Origin of the sequence: uncultured Ruegeria sp. (assembly GCF_947500045.1) — a bacterium.
In the GTDB taxonomy this organism is placed as follows: domain Bacteria; phylum Pseudomonadota; class Alphaproteobacteria; order Rhodobacterales; family Rhodobacteraceae; genus Ruegeria.
Genome location: NZ_CANMQQ010000004.1, coordinates 129,702 through 150,152 on the forward strand (window position 1 = coordinate 129,702; position 20,451 = coordinate 150,152).

The window sequence follows — 20,451 nt, forward strand, 5'->3', positions numbered from 1 at the left end:
GGTAAATTTCTGTATTGTCTAGTGGCTGCCATTGTGGCAGCCGCGCCCGTCTCTGCTATTGCCAGCAACACTGACATCGCCTCTGAAACTGTTGCCGCTTGCCAGTCGATAACCGATATGGCGACGCTAACCGATGCGGTCATTACGATTGGCTGGACGCCCAGCGTTCCCGCCGATCTTGATGACCGCGCGATACAGTCCTATGCGGCTACGCTACTTTCAGATCAATTTGGATTTGGTGACGTACCGGACCCACGCATAGCTAAAACATGGGAGCTTGCTCTCAAGAATGCGGCAGGCGTGCGCAATCTAAAGATTGTCGACGGGACACAAAAAAAAGACCGTTGGTTTGTTCTCGAACACAGCGGAAGCATTTTGCGCGTCGACAGTTTTGAACATGAGACATTCGGCCAAGTGAATTGCGTGATCGCACTGAAAGATGGGGACTCGCCAATTTCATTTCAAAAGCTGCTTGGGGATTCCGGACGTGACCCGCAGAAACTTCCGCCGGTGTACCGTCTTCGACCTCAATCATTTGAAAGCGATGGCCTCAAACGGAGTTTGAACGGAGCAATTCTGAATATCGAGCGTATTTCGGCTGTATCAGGTACCGAAGTTGACGTTTCATCCGTCTACTCGAGTTATGCCGTGACACAACCGGAGATATCAGAATGACCTTCTCCGACGCCATCCGCACCTGTTTCGCCAAGTTCTTCACCTTCTCGGGCCGTGCCTCACGGCCCGAATACTGGTTCTTTTTCCTGTTCATCGTGATCTGGAGCATCATTGCCGGGATCATCGACCTGCAATTCTTCACTCAGGTCGCAGTGACCGAGACCGCGACGTCCAAATCTGTCTCGGCCACGTCCTCTGGACCGGTGCAGAGCATCGTTGGCCTGATCGTGTTCTTCCCACATCTGGCCGTCGCGTGGCGGCGGATGCATGATAGCGGGCGCAGTGGGCTGTATGCTCTGTTACCGATCCTGCTGATTGTCGGGGCGTTTGCCGTTCTGATCTTTGGCATTGGTCTCGCCTCGCATTTCCAGCATGGCGGCAGTTTGGACATTCTGTTCACCCGTGCCACGCTGTTGATTGTCCTACCGACACTTCTCGTTCTGTTTGTGTCGCCCCTTCTGGTGCTGTGGTGGCTGGCCCGCCCCAGTCAGCCAGGCACCAATCAATACGGTCCCAACCCATATGAGGTAGCCCCATGACCGAACACTCGCCCAACGATCAGTTCCACGCCTCCAGCTTCATGCAGGGGCATAATGCCGAATATCTGGAACAGTTATACGCCCAGTACACCAGAAACCCCGGCGCTGTGGATGCAGCCTGGGCCGAATTTTTCAAGGCCATGGGTGATGCCACGCCAGATGTGCAGCGCGAGGCCGAGGGGCCATCGTGGGCGCGCAGTGACTGGCCACCGATGCCGGCGGACGATCTGACAGGGGCGTTGACAGGCGAGTGGGCCGAGATTGACGCCAACGCTGCCGGACAAAAGATTAAGGACAAGGCCGAGGCCAAGGGAGTCGCGGTAAGTGATGATCAAATCAAGCGCGCGGTGCTGGACAGCCTGCGGGCTCTGATGCTGATCCGGGCTTATCGCATCCGCGGCCATCTGGCCGCTGATCTGGATCCGCTGGGCATGCGTGCGGCCAGCACGCACCCTGAGTTGGACCCCAAGACCTACGGCTTCACCGATGCAGACATGGACCGGCCGATCTTTATCGACAACGTCTTGGGCCTGCAGATGGCCAGCATGCGCCAGATCGTCGAGATCGTGAAGCGGACCTATTGCGGCACCTTCGCGCTGCAATACATGCATATCTCGAATCCAGAAGAGGCTTCGTGGCTGAAGGAACGGATCGAGGGTTATGGTAAAGAAATCGCTTTCACCAAGGAGGGCCGCAAGGCGATCCTGAACAAGATGGTCGAGGCCGAAGGCTTCGAGAAATTCCTGCACGTCAAATACATGGGCACCAAGCGATTTGGTCTGGATGGCGGCGAGGCGCTGATCCCTGCGATGGAGCAGATCATCAAGCGCGGCGGTGCCTTGGGCCTCAGCGATATCGTCATCGGGATGCCACATCGGGGTCGTCTGAACATTCTTGCCAACGTGATGGCCAAACCATACCGCGCCATCTTCAACGAGTTTCAGGGCGGCAGCTTTAAACCCGAGGATGTCGATGGCTCGGGCGATGTAAAATACCACCTCGGGGCGTCATCAGACCGAGAATTTGATGGCAATTCGGTGCACCTGTCGCTGACGGCCAACCCATCGCACCTTGAGGCGGTGAACCCGGTGGTTCTGGGCAAGGTCCGCGCCAAACAGGATCAGCTGAACGACACTGATCGCACCAAGGTCATGGCCATTCTGCTGCACGGCGATGCGGCCTTTGCTGGTCAGGGCGTGGTTGCCGAAGGGTTCGGCCTGAGCGGTCTTAAGGGCCACAAAACCGGTGGTACGATGCATATCGTGGTGAACAATCAGATCGGCTTTACCACCGCGCCGCATTTCAGCCGATCAAGCCCGTATCCCACGGATATCGCGCTGATGGTTGAGGCGCCGATCTTTCACGTCAATGGCGACGACCCCGAAGCGGTGGTACATGCCGCGAAGGTGGCGACCGAGTTCCGCCAGAAATTCCACAAGGACGTGGTTCTGGATATCTTCTGTTATCGCCGGTTTGGGCATAACGAGGGCGATGAGCCCATGTTCACCAACCCGATCATGTACAAGAAGATCAAGACGCATAAGACCACGCTATCGCTGTATACCGAACGTCTGGTCAAAGACGGTCTGATCCCCGAAGGCGAGATCGAGGACATGAAGGCCGCCTTCCAGGCACATCTGAATGAAGAATTCGACGCGGGCAATGATTATAAGCCCAATAAAGCCGACTGGCTGGATGGGCGCTGGTCTCATCTGGACAAAAACAAAGAAGAATATATGCGCGGCGAAACCGCGATTACGCCGGACACACTGGCTGAGATCGGCACGGCACTGACCGGGGCCCCGGATGGATTTGCCTTGCATAAAACTGTGGGACGTCTTCTGGACCACAAGAAAAACATGTTCGAGAGCGGGACCGGCTTTGACTGGGCCACCGGTGAGGCTCTGGCCTTCGGTTCGTTGCTGACCGAGGGCTACCCAGTGCGTCTGGCCGGTCAGGACGCCACACGCGGCACATTCAGCCAGCGTCATTCCGGCTTTATCCATCAGGAAACGGAAGAACGGTATTATCCGCTGAATGGCATTCGGGCCGGGCAATCGCAGTATGAAGTCATCGACTCGATGCTGTCAGAATATGCGGTATTGGGTTTCGAGTATGGCTATTCTCTGGCCGAACCTAACGCGCTGGTTCTTTGGGAAGCACAGTTCGGCGATTTCGCCAACGGAGCGCAGATCATGTTCGACCAATTCATCAGTTCGGGTGAATCGAAATGGCTGCGGATGTCGGGCCTGGTCACCCTGCTGCCGCACGGGTTTGAGGGGCAAGGCCCTGAACACTCTTCCGCAAGGCTTGAACGATTCCTGCAGATGTGCGGTCAGGACAACTGGATCGTGGCAAACTGTACGACGCCTGCGAACTATTTCCATATCCTGCGCCGTCAGCTGCACCGGACATTCCGCAAACCGCTGATCCTGGTGACACCCAAGTCGCTTCTGCGCCACAAGCTGGCGGTCAGCACTGCGGAAGATTTCACCACGGGCTCCAGCTTCCACCGGGTGCTGTGGGACGACGCACAGAAGGGAAATTCGGACACCAAACTGGTCGCGGATGACAAGATCAAGCGGGTCGTCATGTGCTCAGGCAAGGTCTATTTCGACCTGCTGGAAGAACGTGATGCGCGTGGGATTGACGATGTCTACCTGATGCGGATCGAACAATATTACCCCTTCCCCGCCCATTCGTTAATCAACGAGCTTGAGCGCTTCAAAGGGGCCGAGATGGTCTGGTGTCAGGAAGAACCCAAAAACCAGGGGGCCTGGACATTTATCGAACCCAACATCGAATGGGTTCTGACCCGCATCGGCGCAAAACATACACGTCCGGATTATGCCGGGCGCGCCACCTCGGCCTCGCCTGCCACGGGTCTGGCCAGCCAACACAAATTCCAACAAGAAGCGCTGGTGAACGAAGCGCTGAGCATCAAAGGAAATTAAGCGATGACGATCGAAGTTCGTGTTCCCACGCTTGGCGAGTCGGTGACAGAGGCCACCGTTGCAACCTGGTTCAAGAAACCCGGAGATGCCGTGGCCGTGGATGAAATGCTGTGTGAATTGGAAACCGACAAAGTTACTGTTGAAGTTCCTTCGCCTGCCGCTGGCGTAATGGGTGAGATTGTCGCCGCCGAAGGTGAAACCGTGGGGGTTAATGCCCTGCTGGCCACGATCGCCGCCGGCGAAGGGGCAGCACCCGCTCCGGCCCCTGCGGCTCCGACCCCTGCCGCGGCAGCTCCGGCAGCTGCAGCAGGTAGCGTCGACGTCATAGTGCCGACGCTGGGTGAATCCGTGACCGAGGCGACCGTCTCGACATGGTTCAAACAGGTTGGTGACAGCGTCGCGCAGGATGAAATGCTGTGTGAGTTGGAAACCGACAAGGTTTCGGTCGAGGTTCCGGCCCCAGCCGCGGGCGTTCTGGCCGAAATCGTAGCACCTGAGGGCGGCACGGTAGACGCCAGCGCCAAACTCGCAGTGATTTCGAGCGCGTCTGCAGGGGCCGCAGCAGCTCCGGCGGCAGTGACCGAGGCTCCGGCAGCGGTCAACACCGGGAAAGACGTGGCGAACGCGCCGTCGGCTGAGAAAGCTATGGCCGAGGCCGGTTTGTCTGCCGATCAGGTCACCGGAACGGGGCGCGATGGCCGCATCATGAAAGAAGACGTGGCAAACGCCGTTGCTGCAGCAGCTACGGCCCCAGCGCCTGCGGCGACTGTGCCCGCCCCCGCTGCCCAAACTCCGCGCGCGCCAGTGGCAGCCGAGGATGCCAACCGTGAAGAACGTGTGCGCATGACCCGCTTGCGCCAAACCATCGCCAAGCGCCTGAAGGACGCACAGAACACCGCCGCAATCCTGACCACCTATAACGAGGTGGACATGACCGAGGTGATGGCCCTCCGCAATGAGTACAAAGAGCTGTTCTTGAAAAAGCACGGTGTGAAGCTGGGCTTTATGTCCTTCTTCACCAAGGCTTGCTGCCATGCGCTAAAAGAAGTGCCCGAGGTGAATGCCGAGATTGACGGCACTGATATCGTCTACAAGAACTTCGTACATATGGGCGTGGCAGCCGGCACGCCGCAGGGTCTGGTGGTTCCAGTGATCCGCGACGCAGACTCGATGTCCTTTGCTGAGATTGAGAAAGCTATCGCTGAAAAGGGCAAGCGCGCCCGTGACGGCAAGCTTTCGATGGCCGAGATGCAGGGTGGTACCTTCACGATCTCGAACGGTGGTGTCTATGGCTCATTGATGTCTTCGCCGATCCTGAACCCTCCGCAATCTGGTATTCTGGGAATGCATAAAATTCAGGATCGCCCAATGGCCATCAACGGTGAGGTCAAAATCCGTCCGATGATGTATCTGGCTCTATCCTACGACCACCGGATCGTAGACGGTAAAGGTGCAGTAACCTTTCTTGTCCGCGTGAAAGAGGCGCTGGAAGATCCACGCCGCCTGCTGATGGATCTGTAATCATGGCGACACATGTACTCTGGCAAGCCGACGTTGCCGATTTCGATGTCTGGCTGAAAGTGTTCCGCGAGGACAAGCCGATGCGCAAGGCTGCGGGTATCCGCGATCTGCATATCTGGCGCGACCCGGATCAGCGCGATCACGCTATCGCAATGTTTGAGGTCATGGATCTGGACAAGGCCAAGGCCTTTTTCGGGTCCGAAGAATTGGCGATGCACCACGAACGTGGTGGTATCGCCCATATTTCGATCAAGCTGCTGGAACCGGTTTGAAGTAGCGTATTCTATGACCGCGTCGCACAGGGTATGCAGATACCCCGCGATCCGGTCGATCTAGGAGAGTATAATGGCAAACTACGATGTCATCGTAATCGGAGCAGGCCCCGGCGGCTATGTCTGCGCCATCCGGTGCGCCCAACTGGGCCTGAAAACCGCCGTGGTCGAAGGGCGCGAGACGCTGGGCGGTACATGCCTGAATGTCGGCTGTATCCCATCCAAGGCTCTACTGCATGCCAGCCACCAGCTTCATGAGGCCGAGCATAACTTTGCCAAGATGGGCCTGAAGGGCAAAAGCCCTTCGGTCGATTGGAAACAGATGCAGGCCTATAAGGACGAGGTCATCGACGGCAACACTAAAGGCATCGAGTTCCTGTTCAAGAAGAACAAGATCGACTGGCTGAAAGGCTGGGGATCGATTCCCGCTGCGGGCAAGGTCAAGGTTGATGACGAGGTGCATGAGGCTAAAAACATCATCATCGCATCGGGGTCCGAGCCTTCAGCGCTGCCCGGCGTGACTGTGGATGAAAAGGTAGTAGTGACCTCGACCGGGGCACTGTCGCTGGGCAAGGTCCCTAAAAAGATGGTTGTGATCGGCGCAGGTGTGATCGGGTTGGAATTAGGCTCGGTCTACAGTCGATTGGGTGCCGAGGTGACGGTGATTGAATTCCTCAAGGAAATCACACCGGGTATGGACCCTGAGGTGCAAAAGACCTTTCAGCGCATCCTAAAGAAGCAGGGCTTGAAGTTTGTCATGGGTGCTGCGGTGCAAAAGACCGAGGCGACTAAGACCAAGGCCAAGGTGACTTACAAGCTGCTTAAGGATGACAGCGAGCATGTCATCGATGCCGATACCGTACTGGTGGCCACCGGACGCAAGCCCTATTCGGATGGTCTGGGGCTGGACACTCTGGGTGTCGAAATGACGCCGCGCGGCCAGATCAAAGTCGGTGCCGACTGGCAGACCAATGTGCCAGGCATCTACGCCATCGGTGACGTGACAGAAGGCCCGATGCTTGCCCACAAGGCCGAAGACGAAGGCATGGCCGCCGCCGAGCAGGTCGCAGGCAAGCATGGCCACGTGAACTATGGCGTCATTCCGGGGGTGATCTACACCTGGCCCGAAGTCGCCAATGTGGGCGAGACCGAAACGACCCTCAAGGAACAGGGCCGTGCCTACAAGGTCGGTAAGTTCATGTTCATGGGCAATGGTCGTGCAAAAGCAAATTTTGCCGCTGACGGGTTCGTTAAAATTTTGGCCGATAAAGAAACCGACCGTATATTGGGCGCGCATATCATCGGACCCTCAGCGGGTGATTTGATTCACGAGGTCTGCGTTGCCATGGAATTCGGGGCCTCAGCCGAAGATCTGGCCCTGACCTGCCATGCCCACCCAACCTATTCAGAGGCGGTTCGTGAGGCCGCCCTGGCCTGTGGTGATGGACCGATTCATAGCTGAATACAGGCGTAAATGATCTAGAACGGCGGGCCAATGGACCCGCCTTTTTCTTGCCATACACGAGCCCAAATTTTGCTCTGCCATAGATTGAAATATTCAAATTATGGAGTGCTTTAGATTGTCGTAAGCTCTCCATGATTCCGAATTTGATTTGAGGCAAAAGAATGCGATTTCTAGTATTATGTGCAACAGCGATTACGGTTTCGTTGTTTTCGGGCAGTGCGGCCCAGGCTAAAAGAGCTGGCGGCTTCTGGGGCACATCCGAACAGCTGAGTTTGGTGACCGAAAGCCAGATTACAGACAATAAAGATCAACCTCTATCTCTGTGCCATCTCACGGAAAAAACCCACATCATCTTTGCGGGTGTCTGGCGTAGCTCCAAGGGATACGCGATGGCCACCAACAAGTGTGATGCCGATAGCTACTTTCCGGTTAGTGCAGAGCAACTGGCAATGGGCAAAGTGCTGGGAGATTTTCCCGAAGATCTACCAGAGCAGCCATCTATGTCACGCGGCGACCTGATATCAGGATTTTGGGGCCTGGGTGCAATCATCCTCTTGCTTGCGTTGGCCGGGATCAAGTGGGCAGGCAGAACCGCGCGCACGAGCAAACGGACGGCCGAAATGAAAGGTGCAGTTCCTGCGGCCATCAAGGCCATGGATGCGATGTGCCATGCGGCAAAGGCTGATGGTAGATTGGACAACAGTGAAATCGCGCTGATGGCCGACATTGCCAAGCAGATGACCGGAGAGAATTTCGACGAAGCGCGCATCCGCCGGATGTATGACCTTGCCGAGGAAAAGCCGACAGACCATCAGTTCGCTGGGTTCGGCAGCGGATTGACACCTGATCAGAAACGATTGGTTATGCAGGCCGTACTAATGGTCATCGGCGCGGATGGTGATCTGGATAAACGCGAAACAGCCTTCGTTCAGAGGCTCGCGCATGGATTGAAGATCAGCGGTGACGACGTCAAAGCCCTGTTTCAATCAATCCACGCAAAGCCTGCGTAAACGACTTTAAAAGGGGTGCCTACCACATCGTTTTTGCGGCGCGGGCACCCCATTCCTGATCGTAATTTGCGCCGCCTTCCTCTCCTTGTGTCATTTCCGACAGGATTTCACCGGCGGTCGGGAGGTTACTACTTTCATCACGCCCGCTCCATGTTGCAGCGCGCATCAAGGCGCGGGCGCATTGAGTGTAAATCTCGGATATCTCGATCACGATAACAGTCGCGGGGCGTTTCCCGTGTTTTTCGAAGCGCGCGCGCAGATCATCATCGGCGGTCACTTGAGCCGTGCCAATCACCCGCACAACGGTGTTCGAACCGGGGATCATGAACATCAGCGATACGCGCGGATCACGCACAATGTTGCGCAATGAATCCAAACGGTTGTTGCCGCGCCAATCCGGCAAGGCTAACAGGCCTGGATCAAGCTCCAATACGACTGGCCCGTCATCTCCGCGCGGGCTGCCATCGACCCCCTCGGGGCCGACTGTGCTGAGGATACAAAGGCGCGATGCCATGATCCACTTGCGGTACAGCGGTGTAAGTTGCCGCGCCACCTTGCGCGTGGATGCTGCACCCGGCGTTCCGTAAAGCGCCTCAAGCGCGGTAATGTCCTTAATGAATTCCATCTGGTTCAAACCCCACTTCTCGCATCAATTCGTTTGAACGCGTCTCGATCACGTTTTCCAGCCGCTCTAGAAATTCATTTCGCGCAACGCCGGGTTCGATCGGTTCAAGAAAGTCGACAATTGCCGTTCCGGGTTTGCGCAACACACCCGAGCGGGGCCAGAATACCCCCGCATTGGTCGCAACTGGCACACATGGGAAAGCAAGCCCTTCATACAGGACCGCAGTACCGACCTTATAGGGTTTATGAGCCCCCGGTGCGACGCGTGTTCCCTGCGGGTAGATCACTAGCTGACCGGGCTCACTAAACTCGCGGGCCACATCCTTGACCATCTTGGCCACAGCAGCGCCCCGTTTGCCGCGATTGACGGGGATACAGCCCAGACGCCGCGCATACATCCCGATCACCGGCGTCCACAGAAGTTCGCGTTTCATGATGAACTTGCCATGTGGGATGGCGTCGAAAATCATGATAATATCCAGAAACGACTGATGCTTGGCGCCGATCACGACCTCGCCATGAGGTACGTTCCCGCGCACTTCGCAGCGAATACCAACCAACCAACGGGCCAGCCACATCGTTGTGTGCGCGTAGGTCTTGCAGGCCCGAAGTGCCCCGCTTTTGGCAAACAGCGCATATGGCGCGAAGACGATCCCCAGGATTAGCATCCAAGCGTAGATTGCGATCATGAAGATCAGCGACCGCACCCATTGAATGGCCATGAGCATCACGAAAGCTCCTTTAACTTGCGTTGCGCAGCTGACCATGTAGCCAGAAACGCAACCGCTGCGCCCAACACCGGAATCAGCACCGGCAAGACCCAGCCAATCCCCTGAAATCCAAGACCGGTGAGAAAACCACCCGCGTCCGAGGCTTCGGGCAGCAGCAAAACACCTGACATGCCCAACAGGGTTCCAACGGCCGCCCCAAAGAGCGCGCGAAAGGTGAACCGACGCACGAATGCCCCGGCGATGAACCGATCACGCGCACCAACCTGTCGCAAAACTTCGATAATCTGTGCATTGGCGGCAAGCGACGCATTGGCGGCGAGGGTGATCATGGCAGCCGTCGCCCCACCAATCAGCAGGATCGAAACCCAGCCCAGACGCCGCAGCGACATGGCCGCATCAACCAGCGGCTCGCGCCAGCGGGTGTGATCATCCAGAACGGCGCCCGGCACTTCGGCACTCAGACGCAGGCGCAGACCTGCCGCATCCAATCCAGGCTCACCTTCGATGATCTCGATCAGTTGCGGTATGGGCAAAGCGTCCAAGGGCAGATCAGGGCCGAACCACGGCGACAGCAGGTCCGCCTGCTCTTCCGTTGTCAGCGCGCGGGCCGATGCGACACCCGGCGTTTGCTGCAAAACGTTCAGCGCGGCCTCGGTCTGTGCCGCCCGCTGATCGGCGGGCGCGTTGATCCGCAATGTTGCCGCACCTGCAAGTTCGGACGCCCAGCGATCTGCCAAACGGCCCGAGGCCAGCGACAGGGCCAGCGCAAACACCGCCAGAAACGCCATCGCACCGGACACAAACAGGGTCAGCTGTGCGGTGAAGCCCGTCGGCGGCACCACCCGGTCGGCACGTTTGTCGCGACGCAACAGATTGCGGATCGTGCCCTTGCTCATAGATCCGCCCCCGCAAGTTGCACTTGGCGTTGCGCTATCCGAAGAACACGGGCTTGAACCTGGCTTTTGGCAGCCCGGATCAGGCTCAGGTCGTGGGTGGCGATAAGCACGGTTTTTCCCATTCGATTCAATTCGATCAGCAGGTGCAGAAGGCGTTGAGACATTTCCCAATCCACATTGCCGGTTGGCTCATCGGCGAGCACCACATCGGGTGACAAAATAACCGCTCGGGCCAGCGCGGCGCGCTGACGCTCCCCACCCGAAAGCTCGGGTGGGTGCGCCTCGAGCCGGTTGCCAAGCCCGACCCACCCCAAAAGTTCGGTCAGGTTTTCCTGTGTGCCGTTCTCACCCCGCCCCGACACCATCAACGGAAGGGCGACGTTTTCAGCCAACGTCATGTGATCCAGAAACCGGCAATCCTGATGTACCACACCAATCCGACGGCGCAGCAGGGCCATCTGATCCCGGTCCATCCCGGCAATATCGTCATCAAAGGCCAAAAGCCTGCCCGAAGTCGGCAACAACGCGCCATAGCAAAGCTTCAGCAAAGTGGTCTTGCCTGCGCCGGAAGGGCCAGTCAGAAAGTGGAACGACCCGGGTTGCAATTGCAGCGAAACATCGCTCAGCAATTCGCCGCCGCCGTAGTTATAGCTGATATTGTCCAGCTCGATCACGCCTGCCCCCATTGTTCTGCTCATCTCATGCCCGAGCGCAGCGTTGGATTCAATGCCTCGGGCGGGGCCAATTGGCGACACTTGGCCCGCGAAACCTAAAACACGCTTTGCTGTTGGGTCTTAACGGAATATCATCCCTTAAAAAACTATTATCAGGCCGGTCTTGAAGACCAGGAGGCAGAATGCGTTTAACGTGTCCGAATTGCAGCGCTCAATACGAAGTCCCGGACGAAGTGATCCCTGAGGACGGGCGCGAAGTTCAATGTTCCAATTGCGAAAAGACATGGTTCCAAGCGAAACACGCTGATGCCAGCCCGACAGATGCTGAACCAGACGCCCCTGCCGAGGAAACTGCTGTTGAACCAGAGGAAGATGCGCCGGAGCCCGAGGAGGCCAAGGCAGAACCCGATGCGACCGAAGGAAAGAGTGTCGGCAATGTAGATCCCGGGATTTCCAGCATTCTAAGGGAAGAGGCCGCCCGCGAGGCTGAACTGCGCGCGCGTGAAGGCAGCAATCTGGAAAGCCAGCCCGATCTGGCCCTGGATCCCCCCGAAGAGCCCGAGGTCAAACCCAAACGACCATCTGCCACGGAAACCGCTGCCGACGCAGGCCAAAAGGATGAGCTGCCGGATGTCGAGGCGATCAACTCGGGCCTGCGTAGTGAACTAAAGACTGACGAGGCCGATACGGCTACTCCAACTCGAAAATCTGGCGGGTTTCTTCGCGGTTTTGCGCTGATCTTGATTATCGCCGTCATACTGTTTCTGATCTACGGCAACGCAAATCAGATCAGCGAGGCGGTTCCGCAAGCTGATCCGATGCTGAAATCATATGTCTCACTGGTCGATCAGGCGCGCCTGTGGCTTGAAGCACAAACCGGGGGCGGGGCGCAGAACTAGAACCGTTCAAGCAGTCGTTTAAGGTACTCCAGCTCGATCTGCGGCCGATCCTGTTCGCCTGTTCGGCGGCGGATTTCATCCAGCAGTTCGCGCGCACGGCGATAGACGTCTTCACCCTGCAACAGGTTGTCATCGGTCGAGATTGAGCCCGCCGATCCCGGCGCTCGACCCAGCGGGTCGCGATTGTTGGCCTGCATGTCGCCCGCTTCGGTGCCTTGCCCCGGCTGGTTCTGCTGGTTTTGCGCCATGGCTTCACCCAGAGATCGCATCCCCTCGCGTAGGGCTTCCATCGCTTCGGACTGGCGGTCAATCGCCTCGGCCAGATCATCGTTGCGCAATGCGCCCTCGGCCTCGTCCATGGCGCGGCCCGCGCGACCCAGCGCTTCGCGCGCTGCGTCCCCTTCGGGCGTGCCACCACCGGGCAAACCTTGTTCTTGACGGCTGAGTTCATCCCGCAGCGCCTGCTGACGGTCAGCGAGTGAGCCGCCTTGACCCTGCTGACCATCGCCTGCCTGATCCTGTCCTTGACCGCGGCCACCCTGTCCTTCGTGACTCTGACCCCGGCCCTGACCACCCGATTGGCCTTCGTTGCCCTGACTTTCACCTGCCTGCGCGCCGGGATTGAACTGTTCCTGCAGATCGCGGAACGCCTGATCGCTAAGGCCCTGCTGTTCTCGCAAGGTTTCCGCAAGACCTTCCATCGCCTGCTGACCTTCGGATTGACCACCTTCGCCCTGCCCTTGGGTGACGCGCATGTTTTCCATCATCTGCTGGAACTCTTCCAACGCCTGCTGCGCCTCGGCCATACGGCCCTGTTCCATCAACTCTTGAATGCGATCCATCATCCGCTGCAAGTCATCCTGAGTCATTTGCAGCGTTTCGCCATTCTGCCCCTGCTGGTTTTGCGAATCTCCATTTTCCTGTGCCAGTCGCTGGAGCTGTTGCATGTAGTCTTGCGTCGCTTCGCGCAATTCCTGCATCAGCTCGGCGATCTCTTCGTCACTTGCACCGTTTTGCATCGCTTCGGTCAGACGTTCCTGCGCCCGGCGCATCCGTTCCAACGTATCGGCCAATGTTCCGTCCTCGATCAGAACGGCCAGGTCCCAAAGGGCCTGCGCAATCTCTTCCTGCTGTTTGAGGTTCAGCGCACCAAATTGGTCGAAGGTTTCCAACCGGCGCAAGATCACGCGCAGGCGCAGATACGCCGTATCCGAGCGGAACAGGTCTTCGGGCAAATGCGAGACCGCCCGCAGCAACTGCGCCACGCGCAACGCATTTTCGCGAGACCAAAGCAGATCACGCCGTTGTTCGGCCACCGCCGCGGCCAGCGGGTCAAAGAATCGCCGCGCGGGCAGTTCTGTCAGATAGGGCTTGGCAATCGTCTCCTGATCCGCCGCATCGGCGGCCATGAGGGTAATTCTCACCGGCAAATGTGCCCAGGGGTGTTGTGAAAAATCTTCGATCAGATCTTCGGTGAACTCGGTCCGGTCGCCGGTGATTGGCATCGGCAGCTCGACCGTGATGATCTCGCGCGGTTCGGGCTCGGTCGCCAGACCAAATTCGCGGTTCACGGCGGGCAGGTTCAACTCGATCCTAGCTAAACCTGAAACAATGCCATAATCATCTGCCGCAGAGAAAGGCAGCTTCATCTGGCCGCCTGCCTCAGATTCGGCCGACCCTACCACTTCGATCTGTGGTTTAGTGTCCGCGAGTATGTCCAACGCCCAATCACGCCCGGCGGGGCCGTCGATCCGCAGCTCACCCGAGCGTTCGGCAACAAAGTCCTGCTCTGGCTCGGTTGCTGCCTCGGTTCCAAGCGGCGTCGTCGTCTCGGTCAGGCTGTGTGCACCAATCTCGCCGTAGAACCTTAGCGTGATGCGGCTGCCTTTGGGCACCGTAAGTGTCGGGTCCGTCTGATCTGCGAGATAGAGCGTTGGTAGGCCAGTATAACGCGGCGGTTCCACCCAGCCTTCCCACGTTGGTCCTTGCCCAGCCTGCGCCGTGCCCGGTGTCATGTCGGCCACTGATCCAATCCGCCAGAATGATCCGAACAGCGCCGCAACCACCAAGGCCAGCAACGCAGCATAGCGCAAGGCATACGGATCACGAGAGGCCAGCCGTAGGTCCGGTTTGACCGGATCCGCTTTCGATGCTCGTTCGGCCATGCGGGCCTGATGCGCGTGCCACAGCGCTACCGAATCCGCATCCATTGCACCGATGGCCTGATCATCCATTAGCGCCTGAATCGGACGCCCGGGAAGGGTTTCATCCAGCCGAACCAGCGCCGCAGCACGCGTTGGCACATGAAACCTTCTAATACCGAGAATCGCTGTTGTGATCAGAGCGAGCGATCCGATCCCTGCACAAACCCACACGGTCTCAATGCGCACAAGGTCCTGCAGCCCCAGCATAAGAGCGGCCAGCAGTGCCATCAGAATCGAGAAAAATGGCCAGAACGCGCGCATCACCTGCTCGGCCAGCATCCCCGCATGCGTCAGCCACACGGACAGTCTTGGAATCGGCAGGGTCTGGTTGTCGCGCAAGGCGGGCCTCCTGATCGGCCCACGCGCCTATCGCGTCAGAGCCATTCTGGTATGGTATCGCGGTTTATGATTTCGTCAAAGCTTGGCCGTTCACGAATTACGGCAAATTGATCGCCATTCACCAGAACTTCGGGGATCAAGGGGCGGGTGTTGTATTCGCTGGACATCACCGCGCCATAGGCGCCGGCACTGCGGAATGCGATCAGATCACCCGATTTCAGGGGCGGCATATTACGCTGCTTGGCAAATGTATCGCCGGATTCGCAGACCGGGCCGACGATGTCATAGGGGCGCTGCTCGACCCCGACGGCGGGTTCTTCGACCGCGACGATGTCATGATGCGCTTCGTACATCGCCGGGCGGATCAGGTCGTTCATTGCGCCATCAAGGATCAGGAAATCGCGGTCTTCTCCGGATTTGACATATATAACCTTTGATACCATCAGGCCCGCATTGCCTGCTATCAGGCGGCCGGGCTCGATCTCGATCTCACAACCCAGATGACCCAGTGTTTTCTTGATCATTGCACCATATTCGACGGGCAAGGGTGGTGCGTCATTTGAGCGGGTATAAGGAATGCCCAAACCACCGCCCAGATCAAGGCGGCGGATATTGTGCCCTTCCGAGCGCAAGCGCTCGGTCAGCTCCGCAACCTTGTTGTAGGCCAGTTCAAAAGGCTCCAGCTCAGTCAATTGCGAGCCGATGTGGACATCGATCCCGATCACCTCAAGCCCTGGCAGGCTGGCGGCTAGCGCATAAACCTCTCTAGCGCGAGAAATCGGAATACCGAACTTGTTCTCAGATTTACCTGTGGCGATCTTGGCATGGGTCTTTGCATCCACATCTGGGTTCACCCGCACGGTGATCGGCGCAACTTTGCCCAATTCAAGCGCAACCGCGTTGATCACCTGCATCTCGGGCTCGGATTCGACGTTGAACTGTCGAATACCACCGGTCAAAGCAGTGCGAATCTCATCCGCAGTCTTGCCTACGCCAGAGAACACAATCCTGGCGCCCGGCACGCCTGCGGCCTTGGCACGCATATACTCGCCGCCCGAGACCACATCCATCCCAGCACCCGCCTGTGCCAGTGTTTTCAGTATTGCCTGATTACTGGCCGCTTTCATCGCATAACAGACAAGGTGATCGGTGCCCTCAAGCGCGTCATCAAACAGCTTGAAATGCCGCAACAGAGTCGCCGTCGAATAAACATAAAACGGGGTTCCGACCGCAGCAGCGATTTCGGAGATTGGCACATCCTCGGCGAAAAGCGCGCCGTCGCGGTAGAGAAAATGATCCATACCGCGCGCTTAGACCAAAAGAGGCATGTGGATCAAATGATTCCGCTGGTGCTGTGGTCACCCGTCGCGGTTCAGAAGGTCTTTGACGCGCCCACCCGTGCGTATCCTGAAATCGAGATCCCGGACCCGCTGGGCGCGGCTGATGGTTCTGTTCGGGGTGTACCTGACGAGTCGCAAGCTGCAAGTACGGCAAGGCAGAGGATCAGGCCGATAGGTCTCATGCTATTTCTCTTTGTCATTCAGGAGATGTTTGATGCAAATGGGTGTGCGTTCCGGAAATTGCAAATTCGGAACTTTAGAGACCCAGATAAACACCCAGCCCACCGCGGCGCACGCCGACGCCCACAGCGCCGTGGGTGCCACTGCTGCCGACACCAACACTGGCGTTCATCGTCGGCTGAATGGGCTCACCATCCGCGCCACACCCTGCCAGAACGGCGCCACCTGAGATCAAAAGCATTATTCGCAGTATCCGCATCACACCAATGCCTTCCATCGCTTGATCTGGGCCCTCACCTGATCTGGTGCTGTGCCACCATAAGACTGGCGTGAGTTTACCGAATTTTCGACCGTAAGAACAGAATGGACGTCATCGGTGATGTCTGCGTGGACCGATTGCATGTCCTCGAGCGTCAGATCGGGCAAGTCACATCCCTTGCCCTCTGCCATAGCTACCAACGATCCGGTAACGTGGTGGGCATCACGGAAAGGTAGGCCCAGTACGCGCACCAGCCAGTCGGCCAGATCGGTTGCGGTTGAGAATCCAGACCCAGCAGCGGCGGTAAGGCTGTCGCGATTGGCGGTCATGTCCTTGACCATGCCCTCCATCGCAGCCAGCGCTAGCATCCAGTTGTCCGCAGCATCAAAAACCTGTTCTTTGTCTTCCTGCATGTCCTTGGAATAGGCCAGTGGCAGCCCCTTCATGACCATCATCAGTGCGGTGTTTGCGCCATAAATGCGGCCTACCTTGGCTCGGATCAGTTCTGCGGCATCAGGGTTTTTCTTCTGCGGCATGATCGATGAGCCGGTCGAAAATCGATCCGACAGTGTGACAAAGCGGAACTGGGCCGAAGACCAGATCACCAGTTCCTCTGCAAAGCGCGACAAGTGCATTGCGCAGATCGAGGCGGTCGACAGGAACTCCAGCGCGAAATCGCGGTCGCTTACTGCGTCCAGCGAGTTGGCGGCGGGGCGGTCAAAGCCCAGCGCCTCAGCCGTCATCTGCCGGTCGATAGGGAAGGATGTGCCTGCGAGCGCAGCAGCGCCCAAGGGGGATTCGTTCATCCGGGCACGGGCGTCGCGAACGCGGCTGAGGTCACGGCCAAACATCTCAACATAGGCCATCATGTGGTGGCCCCATGTCACTGGCTGCGCGGTCTGCAGATGGGTGAAGCCGGGCATCACCCAATCAGCACCGGCCTCAGCCTGCGCCAAAAGCGCGCGGATCAGGGCCAGCAGGCCGGATTCAGCCGCATCCAACTGATCGCGGACCCACAGTTTGAAATCGGTCGCCACCTGATCATTGCGCGACCGGCCTGTGTGCAATCGACCTGCGGGTTCGCCAATCACTTCTTTCAGCCGCGCCTCGACATTCATGTGGATGTCTTCCAGCGCTGTCGAGAACAGAAATTGCCCATTCTGGATTTCTGACAAAACGGTGAGCAGCCCTTCCCGAATGGCCTGCGCATCACTATCAGTTATAACGCCTGTGGCAGCCAACATGGCGGCATGGGCGCGCGAGCCTGCGATGTCCTGGGCTGCCATCCGCTGATCGAACCCGATCGAGGCATTGATTGCCTCCATGATCGCGTCTGGACCGGCGGCAAAGCGGCCGCCCCACATCTGGTTCGAAGATTGATCGGTCATGTAAGAAAACCCGGAGTTGATATGCGCCTATTTCGTCTGATCCCCCTTTATATGGCCCTTGCGCTGGGTGCAAACGCGGCTTTGGCCACGGATGCCGAGACTCTGGGCCCGCTGCGTGAAGGTACGTTGAAACGGCTGATCCTGCACACAGAGCCAAAGCCCGCCAAGACCATCGAGTTCCAACTGGAAGACGATGGTGGCGTGGGCACACTTGAAGATTATGCGGGCAAATATGTGCTGGTGAATTTCTGGGCCACGTGGTGCGCCCCCTGTCGCAAGGAGATGCCACAAATTGCTGAGCTACAGGAAGAGTTCGGCGGTGACAAATTCGAAGTTCTGACGTTGGCCACCGGGCGCAACACCCCTGCCGGGATCAAGAAGTTCTTTGATGAGAACGGCATCGGAAACCTGCCGCGCCATCAGGATCCAAATTCCGCCGCCGCGCGCGAGTTTGGCGTAATTGCGCTTCCGATCACTGTCATCCTGAACCCCGAAGGTCAGGAGATTGCACGGCTTATTGGCGACGCCGAGTGGAACTCGGATAGCGCGAAGGCGATTGTGTCCACACTCGTAGGCGGCGAAAGCTGAGAATTTTGCCTTAAAATCAACGAATCATGATAGGCTCTCCTGCATTTCATCAGGGGGTCTATTATGACACGTTCGATTTCTTTCATTGTAATTGCAACCACGTTGGCAATCGCCGGGGCGGCTCAGGCGGACTATAAGCGCGTCAAAACCGCCGATCAGTTCAACGCGCAACTGGCCGGGAAAAAGCTGATCGATGAACAGGGCAACGTCTTTGTTGCCAATCCGGACGGGACGATTTCGGCCAAGCTCGTGAGCGGGAAAAAATTCAGCGGAAGCTGGGCCTGGAACAAGAGATTCTGGTGCCGCAATGGCGTGCTGGATGGCAAGGCTTTGGGGACCGATTGCCAGGTTTTTGAAGTCGACGGTAATTCGGCCCGAATGACGCGCGAAAAAGGCAAAGGCAGTACGACGGTCTACAGGATCGAATAACGGGCCATATCGCCTTAGCCATGCTGCGGCTGACGCAACGCCACCTTTGACACTTTTCCCCCTCCTTTGCAGTTTGACTGCAGGAGGATGGAATGTCGCTGGAAATTCTTTTGGTGCTGGTCGTCGGCGGCATCGCCGGGATCACGCTGCTACTGCACATGTCGGGCAAGTCCCGCTTGCATTTGTTGACGTCCGAAACCGCACCGGATCAATGGTTACGACATTTTCCAGAGGATGTGGTGATCGATGTGACGGTGACCCATGACGGGCATGCCGCGCTGGTCCGAACGGAATCCGGGGCTGGGCTGCTTTGGTCTTTTGGGGCCGATACGGTCGCGCGGCACTTGCGGGATTTCGACTGGCTTGAGACCTCCGATGGCTTTGAGGTCCTGTTCCACGATTTCAGCACCCCTCGCGCGATCATCCACCTCGACGAAACCGAGCGCCAGCAGTGGCAACACCTGATGGATCCGGAATGACTGACCAGATGACCTTTCCCGACGCGGTTCAATGGGCCGTGCCCTTCTTCATCGCCGCCATTCTGGCCGAGTTCCTGTGGATCGCTGTCAAAGGACGCGGCGGGCGTTATGAGACGCGCGATGCCGTGACCTCGCTGATCATGGGGGCGGGCAATATCGCCTCGGGCTTTCTGCTCGGGTTTATCGCTTATGCGTTTTTCATGTGGTTGTGGCAGATCACGCCTCTAGATCTCGGTACGTCAATCCCGGTGATCATCCTGTGCTTTGTACTGGATGACCTGCGGTATTATTGGGTGCACCGGTTCGGGCATCGCATCCGTTGGGTTTGGGCCAGTCACGTGAACCACCACAGCTCGCAGCATTACAACCTGACTACGGCATTGCGGCAGACATGGACCTATACGTTCACGTTCATGATGGTGGTCCGCGCGCCTCTGATTCTGCTGGGGTTCCATCCTGCGATGGTGCTGTTTGTTGGTGGCCTGAACCTGATCTATCAATTCTGGATCCACACCGAGGCCATCGGCAAGATGCCGCGTTGGTTCGAAGCGGTCATGAACACCCCCAGCCACCACCGTGCCCATCACGGACGCAACGCACGGTATCTGGATTGCAACTATGCCGGTGTCTTCATCATTTGGGACAAGATGTTCGGCACATTTGTCCCCGAGCAGGAAGAGGACAAGGTCGACTACGGGCTGGTTCACAATATTGGCACCTTCAACCCACTGCGCGTTGCGTTTCACGAATGGGTCGGCATCTGGAAAGATGTCACCCAACCGGGGCTGACACTGCGACAAAGGTTCGCATATTGCTTCGCCCCACCCGGTTACAGCCATGATGGCAGCCGCGACAATTCCGAACAGATCAAGGCCAAACACGTTGCCCGGCACCCTGAAGATCGCGGAACTCCGGGGTTTGAGCGGTTCGATACGGAACCCCACGTTACAACGGCAGGGCAGGTCTAGGTCTTAGAAAGACCTTT

20 protein-coding genes are annotated in these 20,451 nt (G+C 57.8%); 12 read left to right on the forward strand and 8 right to left on the reverse strand.

Going from position 1 to position 20,451, the window contains the following annotated elements; translation table 11 throughout:
* Positions 1 to 21: 21 nt before the first annotated feature.
* The 7 genes from Q1B46_RS08720 (at position 22) to Q1B46_RS08750 (ending at position 8,436) form a co-directional block, all read left to right on the forward strand.
* The gene (locus Q1B46_RS08720) at positions 22 to 675 is read left to right on the forward strand and encodes a hypothetical protein (protein WP_299947010.1); all 654 of its coding nucleotides are present in this window, start codon (positions 22 to 24) and stop codon (positions 673 to 675) included.
* Entirely contained in the window at positions 672 to 1,214 is a 543-nt protein-coding gene (locus Q1B46_RS08725; protein ID WP_299947013.1) for a DUF805 domain-containing protein, read from the forward strand. Before Q1B46_RS08720 ends, Q1B46_RS08725 begins: the two co-directional genes overlap by 4 nt.
* Positions 1,211 to 4,168 (forward strand): 2-oxoglutarate dehydrogenase E1 component, encoded by a 2,958-nt coding sequence (locus Q1B46_RS08730; RefSeq protein WP_299947016.1) that lies wholly within the window; start codon positions 1,211 to 1,213, stop codon positions 4,166 to 4,168. The genes Q1B46_RS08725 and Q1B46_RS08730 overlap by 4 nt, the downstream gene beginning before the upstream one ends.
* Before the next feature lie 3 nt (positions 4,169 to 4,171).
* Positions 4,172 to 5,689 carry a 2-oxoglutarate dehydrogenase complex dihydrolipoyllysine-residue succinyltransferase gene (gene odhB / locus Q1B46_RS08735; RefSeq protein WP_299947019.1) on the forward strand — a complete coding sequence of 506 codons (1,518 nt, stop codon included), beginning with the start codon at positions 4,172 to 4,174 and terminating at the stop codon, positions 5,687 to 5,689.
* Positions 5,690 to 5,691: 2 nt separating this feature from the next.
* Positions 5,692 to 5,961: a hypothetical protein gene (locus Q1B46_RS08740; RefSeq protein WP_299662896.1), complete on the forward strand. Its 270-nt coding sequence runs from the start codon at positions 5,692 to 5,694 to the stop codon at positions 5,959 to 5,961.
* Between the two features lie 73 nt (positions 5,962 to 6,034).
* Complete coding sequence (lpdA, locus tag Q1B46_RS08745; RefSeq protein ID WP_299947021.1) at positions 6,035 to 7,423, forward strand: dihydrolipoyl dehydrogenase; 1,389 nt, start codon at positions 6,035 to 6,037, stop codon at positions 7,421 to 7,423.
* 164 nt (positions 7,424 to 7,587) lie between these two features.
* Positions 7,588 to 8,436, forward strand: a complete 849-nt coding sequence (locus Q1B46_RS08750) for a TerB family tellurite resistance protein (RefSeq protein ID WP_299947024.1) — start codon at positions 7,588 to 7,590, stop codon at positions 8,434 to 8,436.
* A gap of 19 nt (positions 8,437 to 8,455) precedes the next feature.
* On the opposite strand, the gene Q1B46_RS08755 is transcribed toward Q1B46_RS08750, so the two are convergent.
* The 4 genes from Q1B46_RS08755 to Q1B46_RS08770 are packed head-to-tail and all read right to left on the reverse strand — an operon-like array spanning position 8,456 to position 11,361.
* Positions 8,456 to 9,061 (reverse strand): pyridoxamine 5'-phosphate oxidase family protein, encoded by a 606-nt coding sequence (locus tag Q1B46_RS08755; RefSeq protein ID WP_299947026.1) that lies wholly within the window; start codon positions 9,059 to 9,061, stop codon positions 8,456 to 8,458.
* The gene (locus Q1B46_RS08760; protein WP_299947027.1) at positions 9,048 to 9,788 is read right to left on the reverse strand and encodes a lysophospholipid acyltransferase family protein; all 741 of its coding nucleotides are present in this window, start codon (positions 9,786 to 9,788) and stop codon (positions 9,048 to 9,050) included. Before Q1B46_RS08760 ends, Q1B46_RS08755 begins: the two co-directional genes overlap by 14 nt.
* On the reverse strand, positions 9,788 to 10,687 hold the full coding sequence (locus tag Q1B46_RS08765; RefSeq protein ID WP_299947029.1) for an FtsX-like permease family protein: 900 nt from the start codon (positions 10,685 to 10,687) through the stop codon (positions 9,788 to 9,790). The genes Q1B46_RS08760 and Q1B46_RS08765 overlap by 1 nt, the downstream gene beginning before the upstream one ends.
* Positions 10,684 to 11,361 (reverse strand): ATP-binding cassette domain-containing protein, encoded by a 678-nt coding sequence (locus Q1B46_RS08770; RefSeq protein WP_299947551.1) that lies wholly within the window; start codon positions 11,359 to 11,361, stop codon positions 10,684 to 10,686. Before Q1B46_RS08770 ends, Q1B46_RS08765 begins: the two co-directional genes overlap by 4 nt.
* Positions 11,362 to 11,543: 182 nt before the next feature.
* Between Q1B46_RS08770 and Q1B46_RS08775 the strand changes: the two genes are divergently transcribed.
* Positions 11,544 to 12,260 carry a zinc-ribbon domain-containing protein gene (locus Q1B46_RS08775; RefSeq protein ID WP_299947031.1) on the forward strand — a complete coding sequence of 239 codons (717 nt, stop codon included), beginning with the start codon at positions 11,544 to 11,546 and terminating at the stop codon, positions 12,258 to 12,260.
* Here Q1B46_RS08775 and Q1B46_RS08780 read toward each other — a convergent pair.
* From Q1B46_RS08780 to argH, 4 genes are all read right to left on the reverse strand, one after another.
* Positions 12,257 to 14,803 carry a TIGR02302 family protein gene (locus Q1B46_RS08780; RefSeq protein WP_366871463.1) on the reverse strand — a complete coding sequence of 849 codons (2,547 nt, stop codon included), beginning with the start codon at positions 14,801 to 14,803 and terminating at the stop codon, positions 12,257 to 12,259. The two genes, Q1B46_RS08775 and Q1B46_RS08780, sit on opposite strands and share 4 nt — an antisense overlap.
* A 35-nt stretch (positions 14,804 to 14,838) precedes the next feature.
* Complete coding sequence (lysA, locus tag Q1B46_RS08785) at positions 14,839 to 16,104, reverse strand: diaminopimelate decarboxylase (RefSeq protein ID WP_299947034.1); 1,266 nt, start codon at positions 16,102 to 16,104, stop codon at positions 14,839 to 14,841.
* Positions 16,105 to 16,399: 295 nt separating this feature from the next.
* Positions 16,400 to 16,564, reverse strand: a complete 165-nt coding sequence (locus Q1B46_RS08790) for an argininosuccinate lyase (RefSeq protein ID WP_299947037.1) — start codon at positions 16,562 to 16,564, stop codon at positions 16,400 to 16,402.
* A 17-nt stretch (positions 16,565 to 16,581) separates the two neighbouring features.
* The gene (gene argH / locus Q1B46_RS08795; protein WP_299947039.1) at positions 16,582 to 17,970 is read right to left on the reverse strand and encodes an argininosuccinate lyase; all 1,389 of its coding nucleotides are present in this window, start codon (positions 17,968 to 17,970) and stop codon (positions 16,582 to 16,584) included.
* Between the two features lie 21 nt (positions 17,971 to 17,991).
* Between argH and Q1B46_RS08800 the strand changes: the two genes are divergently transcribed.
* From Q1B46_RS08800 to Q1B46_RS08815, 4 genes are all read left to right on the forward strand, one after another.
* On the forward strand, positions 17,992 to 18,558 hold the full coding sequence (locus Q1B46_RS08800) for a TlpA disulfide reductase family protein (RefSeq protein ID WP_299947041.1): 567 nt from the start codon (positions 17,992 to 17,994) through the stop codon (positions 18,556 to 18,558).
* 63 nt (positions 18,559 to 18,621) lie between these two features.
* Positions 18,622 to 18,987, forward strand: a complete 366-nt coding sequence (locus tag Q1B46_RS08805) for a hypothetical protein (protein ID WP_299947044.1) — start codon at positions 18,622 to 18,624, stop codon at positions 18,985 to 18,987.
* 92 nt (positions 18,988 to 19,079) lie between these two features.
* Positions 19,080 to 19,466, forward strand: coding sequence for a hypothetical protein (locus Q1B46_RS08810; RefSeq protein WP_299947047.1), 387 nt, complete (start codon positions 19,080 to 19,082; stop codon positions 19,464 to 19,466).
* Positions 19,463 to 20,434 (forward strand): sterol desaturase family protein, encoded by a 972-nt coding sequence (locus tag Q1B46_RS08815; protein WP_299947049.1) that lies wholly within the window; start codon positions 19,463 to 19,465, stop codon positions 20,432 to 20,434. Before Q1B46_RS08810 ends, Q1B46_RS08815 begins: the two co-directional genes overlap by 4 nt.
* Positions 20,435 to 20,451: the final 17 nt, after the last annotated feature.

What these genes read in the sequence shown, in the direction of transcription:
- Q1B46_RS08725 (WP_299947013.1), top strand. Translation starts at nt 672, where the DNA reads ATGACCTTCTCCGACGCCATCCGCACCTGTTTCGCCAAGTTCTTCACC.
- Q1B46_RS08730 (WP_299947016.1), top strand. Translation starts at nt 1,211, where the DNA reads ATGACCGAACACTCGCCCAACGATCAGTTCCACGCCTCCAGCTTCATG.
- odhB (WP_299947019.1), top strand. Translation starts at nt 4,172, where the DNA reads ATGACGATCGAAGTTCGTGTTCCCACGCTTGGCGAGTCGGTGACAGAG.
- Q1B46_RS08740 (WP_299662896.1), top strand. Translation starts at nt 5,692, where the DNA reads ATGGCGACACATGTACTCTGGCAAGCCGACGTTGCCGATTTCGATGTC.
- lpdA (WP_299947021.1), top strand. Translation starts at nt 6,035, where the DNA reads ATGGCAAACTACGATGTCATCGTAATCGGAGCAGGCCCCGGCGGCTAT.
- Q1B46_RS08750 (WP_299947024.1), top strand. Translation starts at nt 7,588, where the DNA reads ATGCGATTTCTAGTATTATGTGCAACAGCGATTACGGTTTCGTTGTTT.
- Q1B46_RS08755 (WP_299947026.1), bottom strand. Translation starts at nt 9,061, where the DNA reads ATGGAATTCATTAAGGACATTACCGCGCTTGAGGCGCTTTACGGAACG.
- Q1B46_RS08760 (WP_299947027.1), bottom strand. Translation starts at nt 9,788, where the DNA reads ATGCTCATGGCCATTCAATGGGTGCGGTCGCTGATCTTCATGATCGCA.
- Q1B46_RS08765 (WP_299947029.1), bottom strand. Translation starts at nt 10,687, where the DNA reads ATGAGCAAGGGCACGATCCGCAATCTGTTGCGTCGCGACAAACGTGCC.
- Q1B46_RS08775 (WP_299947031.1), top strand. Translation starts at nt 11,544, where the DNA reads ATGCGTTTAACGTGTCCGAATTGCAGCGCTCAATACGAAGTCCCGGAC.
- lysA (WP_299947034.1), bottom strand. Translation starts at nt 16,104, where the DNA reads ATGGATCATTTTCTCTACCGCGACGGCGCGCTTTTCGCCGAGGATGTG.
- Q1B46_RS08790 (WP_299947037.1), bottom strand. Translation starts at nt 16,564, where the DNA reads ATGCTTTTGATCTCAGGTGGCGCCGTTCTGGCAGGGTGTGGCGCGGAT.
- argH (WP_299947039.1), bottom strand. Translation starts at nt 17,970, where the DNA reads ATGACCGATCAATCTTCGAACCAGATGTGGGGCGGCCGCTTTGCCGCC.
- Q1B46_RS08800 (WP_299947041.1), top strand. Translation starts at nt 17,992, where the DNA reads ATGCGCCTATTTCGTCTGATCCCCCTTTATATGGCCCTTGCGCTGGGT.
- Q1B46_RS08805 (WP_299947044.1), top strand. Translation starts at nt 18,622, where the DNA reads ATGACACGTTCGATTTCTTTCATTGTAATTGCAACCACGTTGGCAATC.
- Q1B46_RS08810 (WP_299947047.1), top strand. Translation starts at nt 19,080, where the DNA reads ATGTCGCTGGAAATTCTTTTGGTGCTGGTCGTCGGCGGCATCGCCGGG.
- Q1B46_RS08815 (WP_299947049.1), top strand. Translation starts at nt 19,463, where the DNA reads ATGACTGACCAGATGACCTTTCCCGACGCGGTTCAATGGGCCGTGCCC.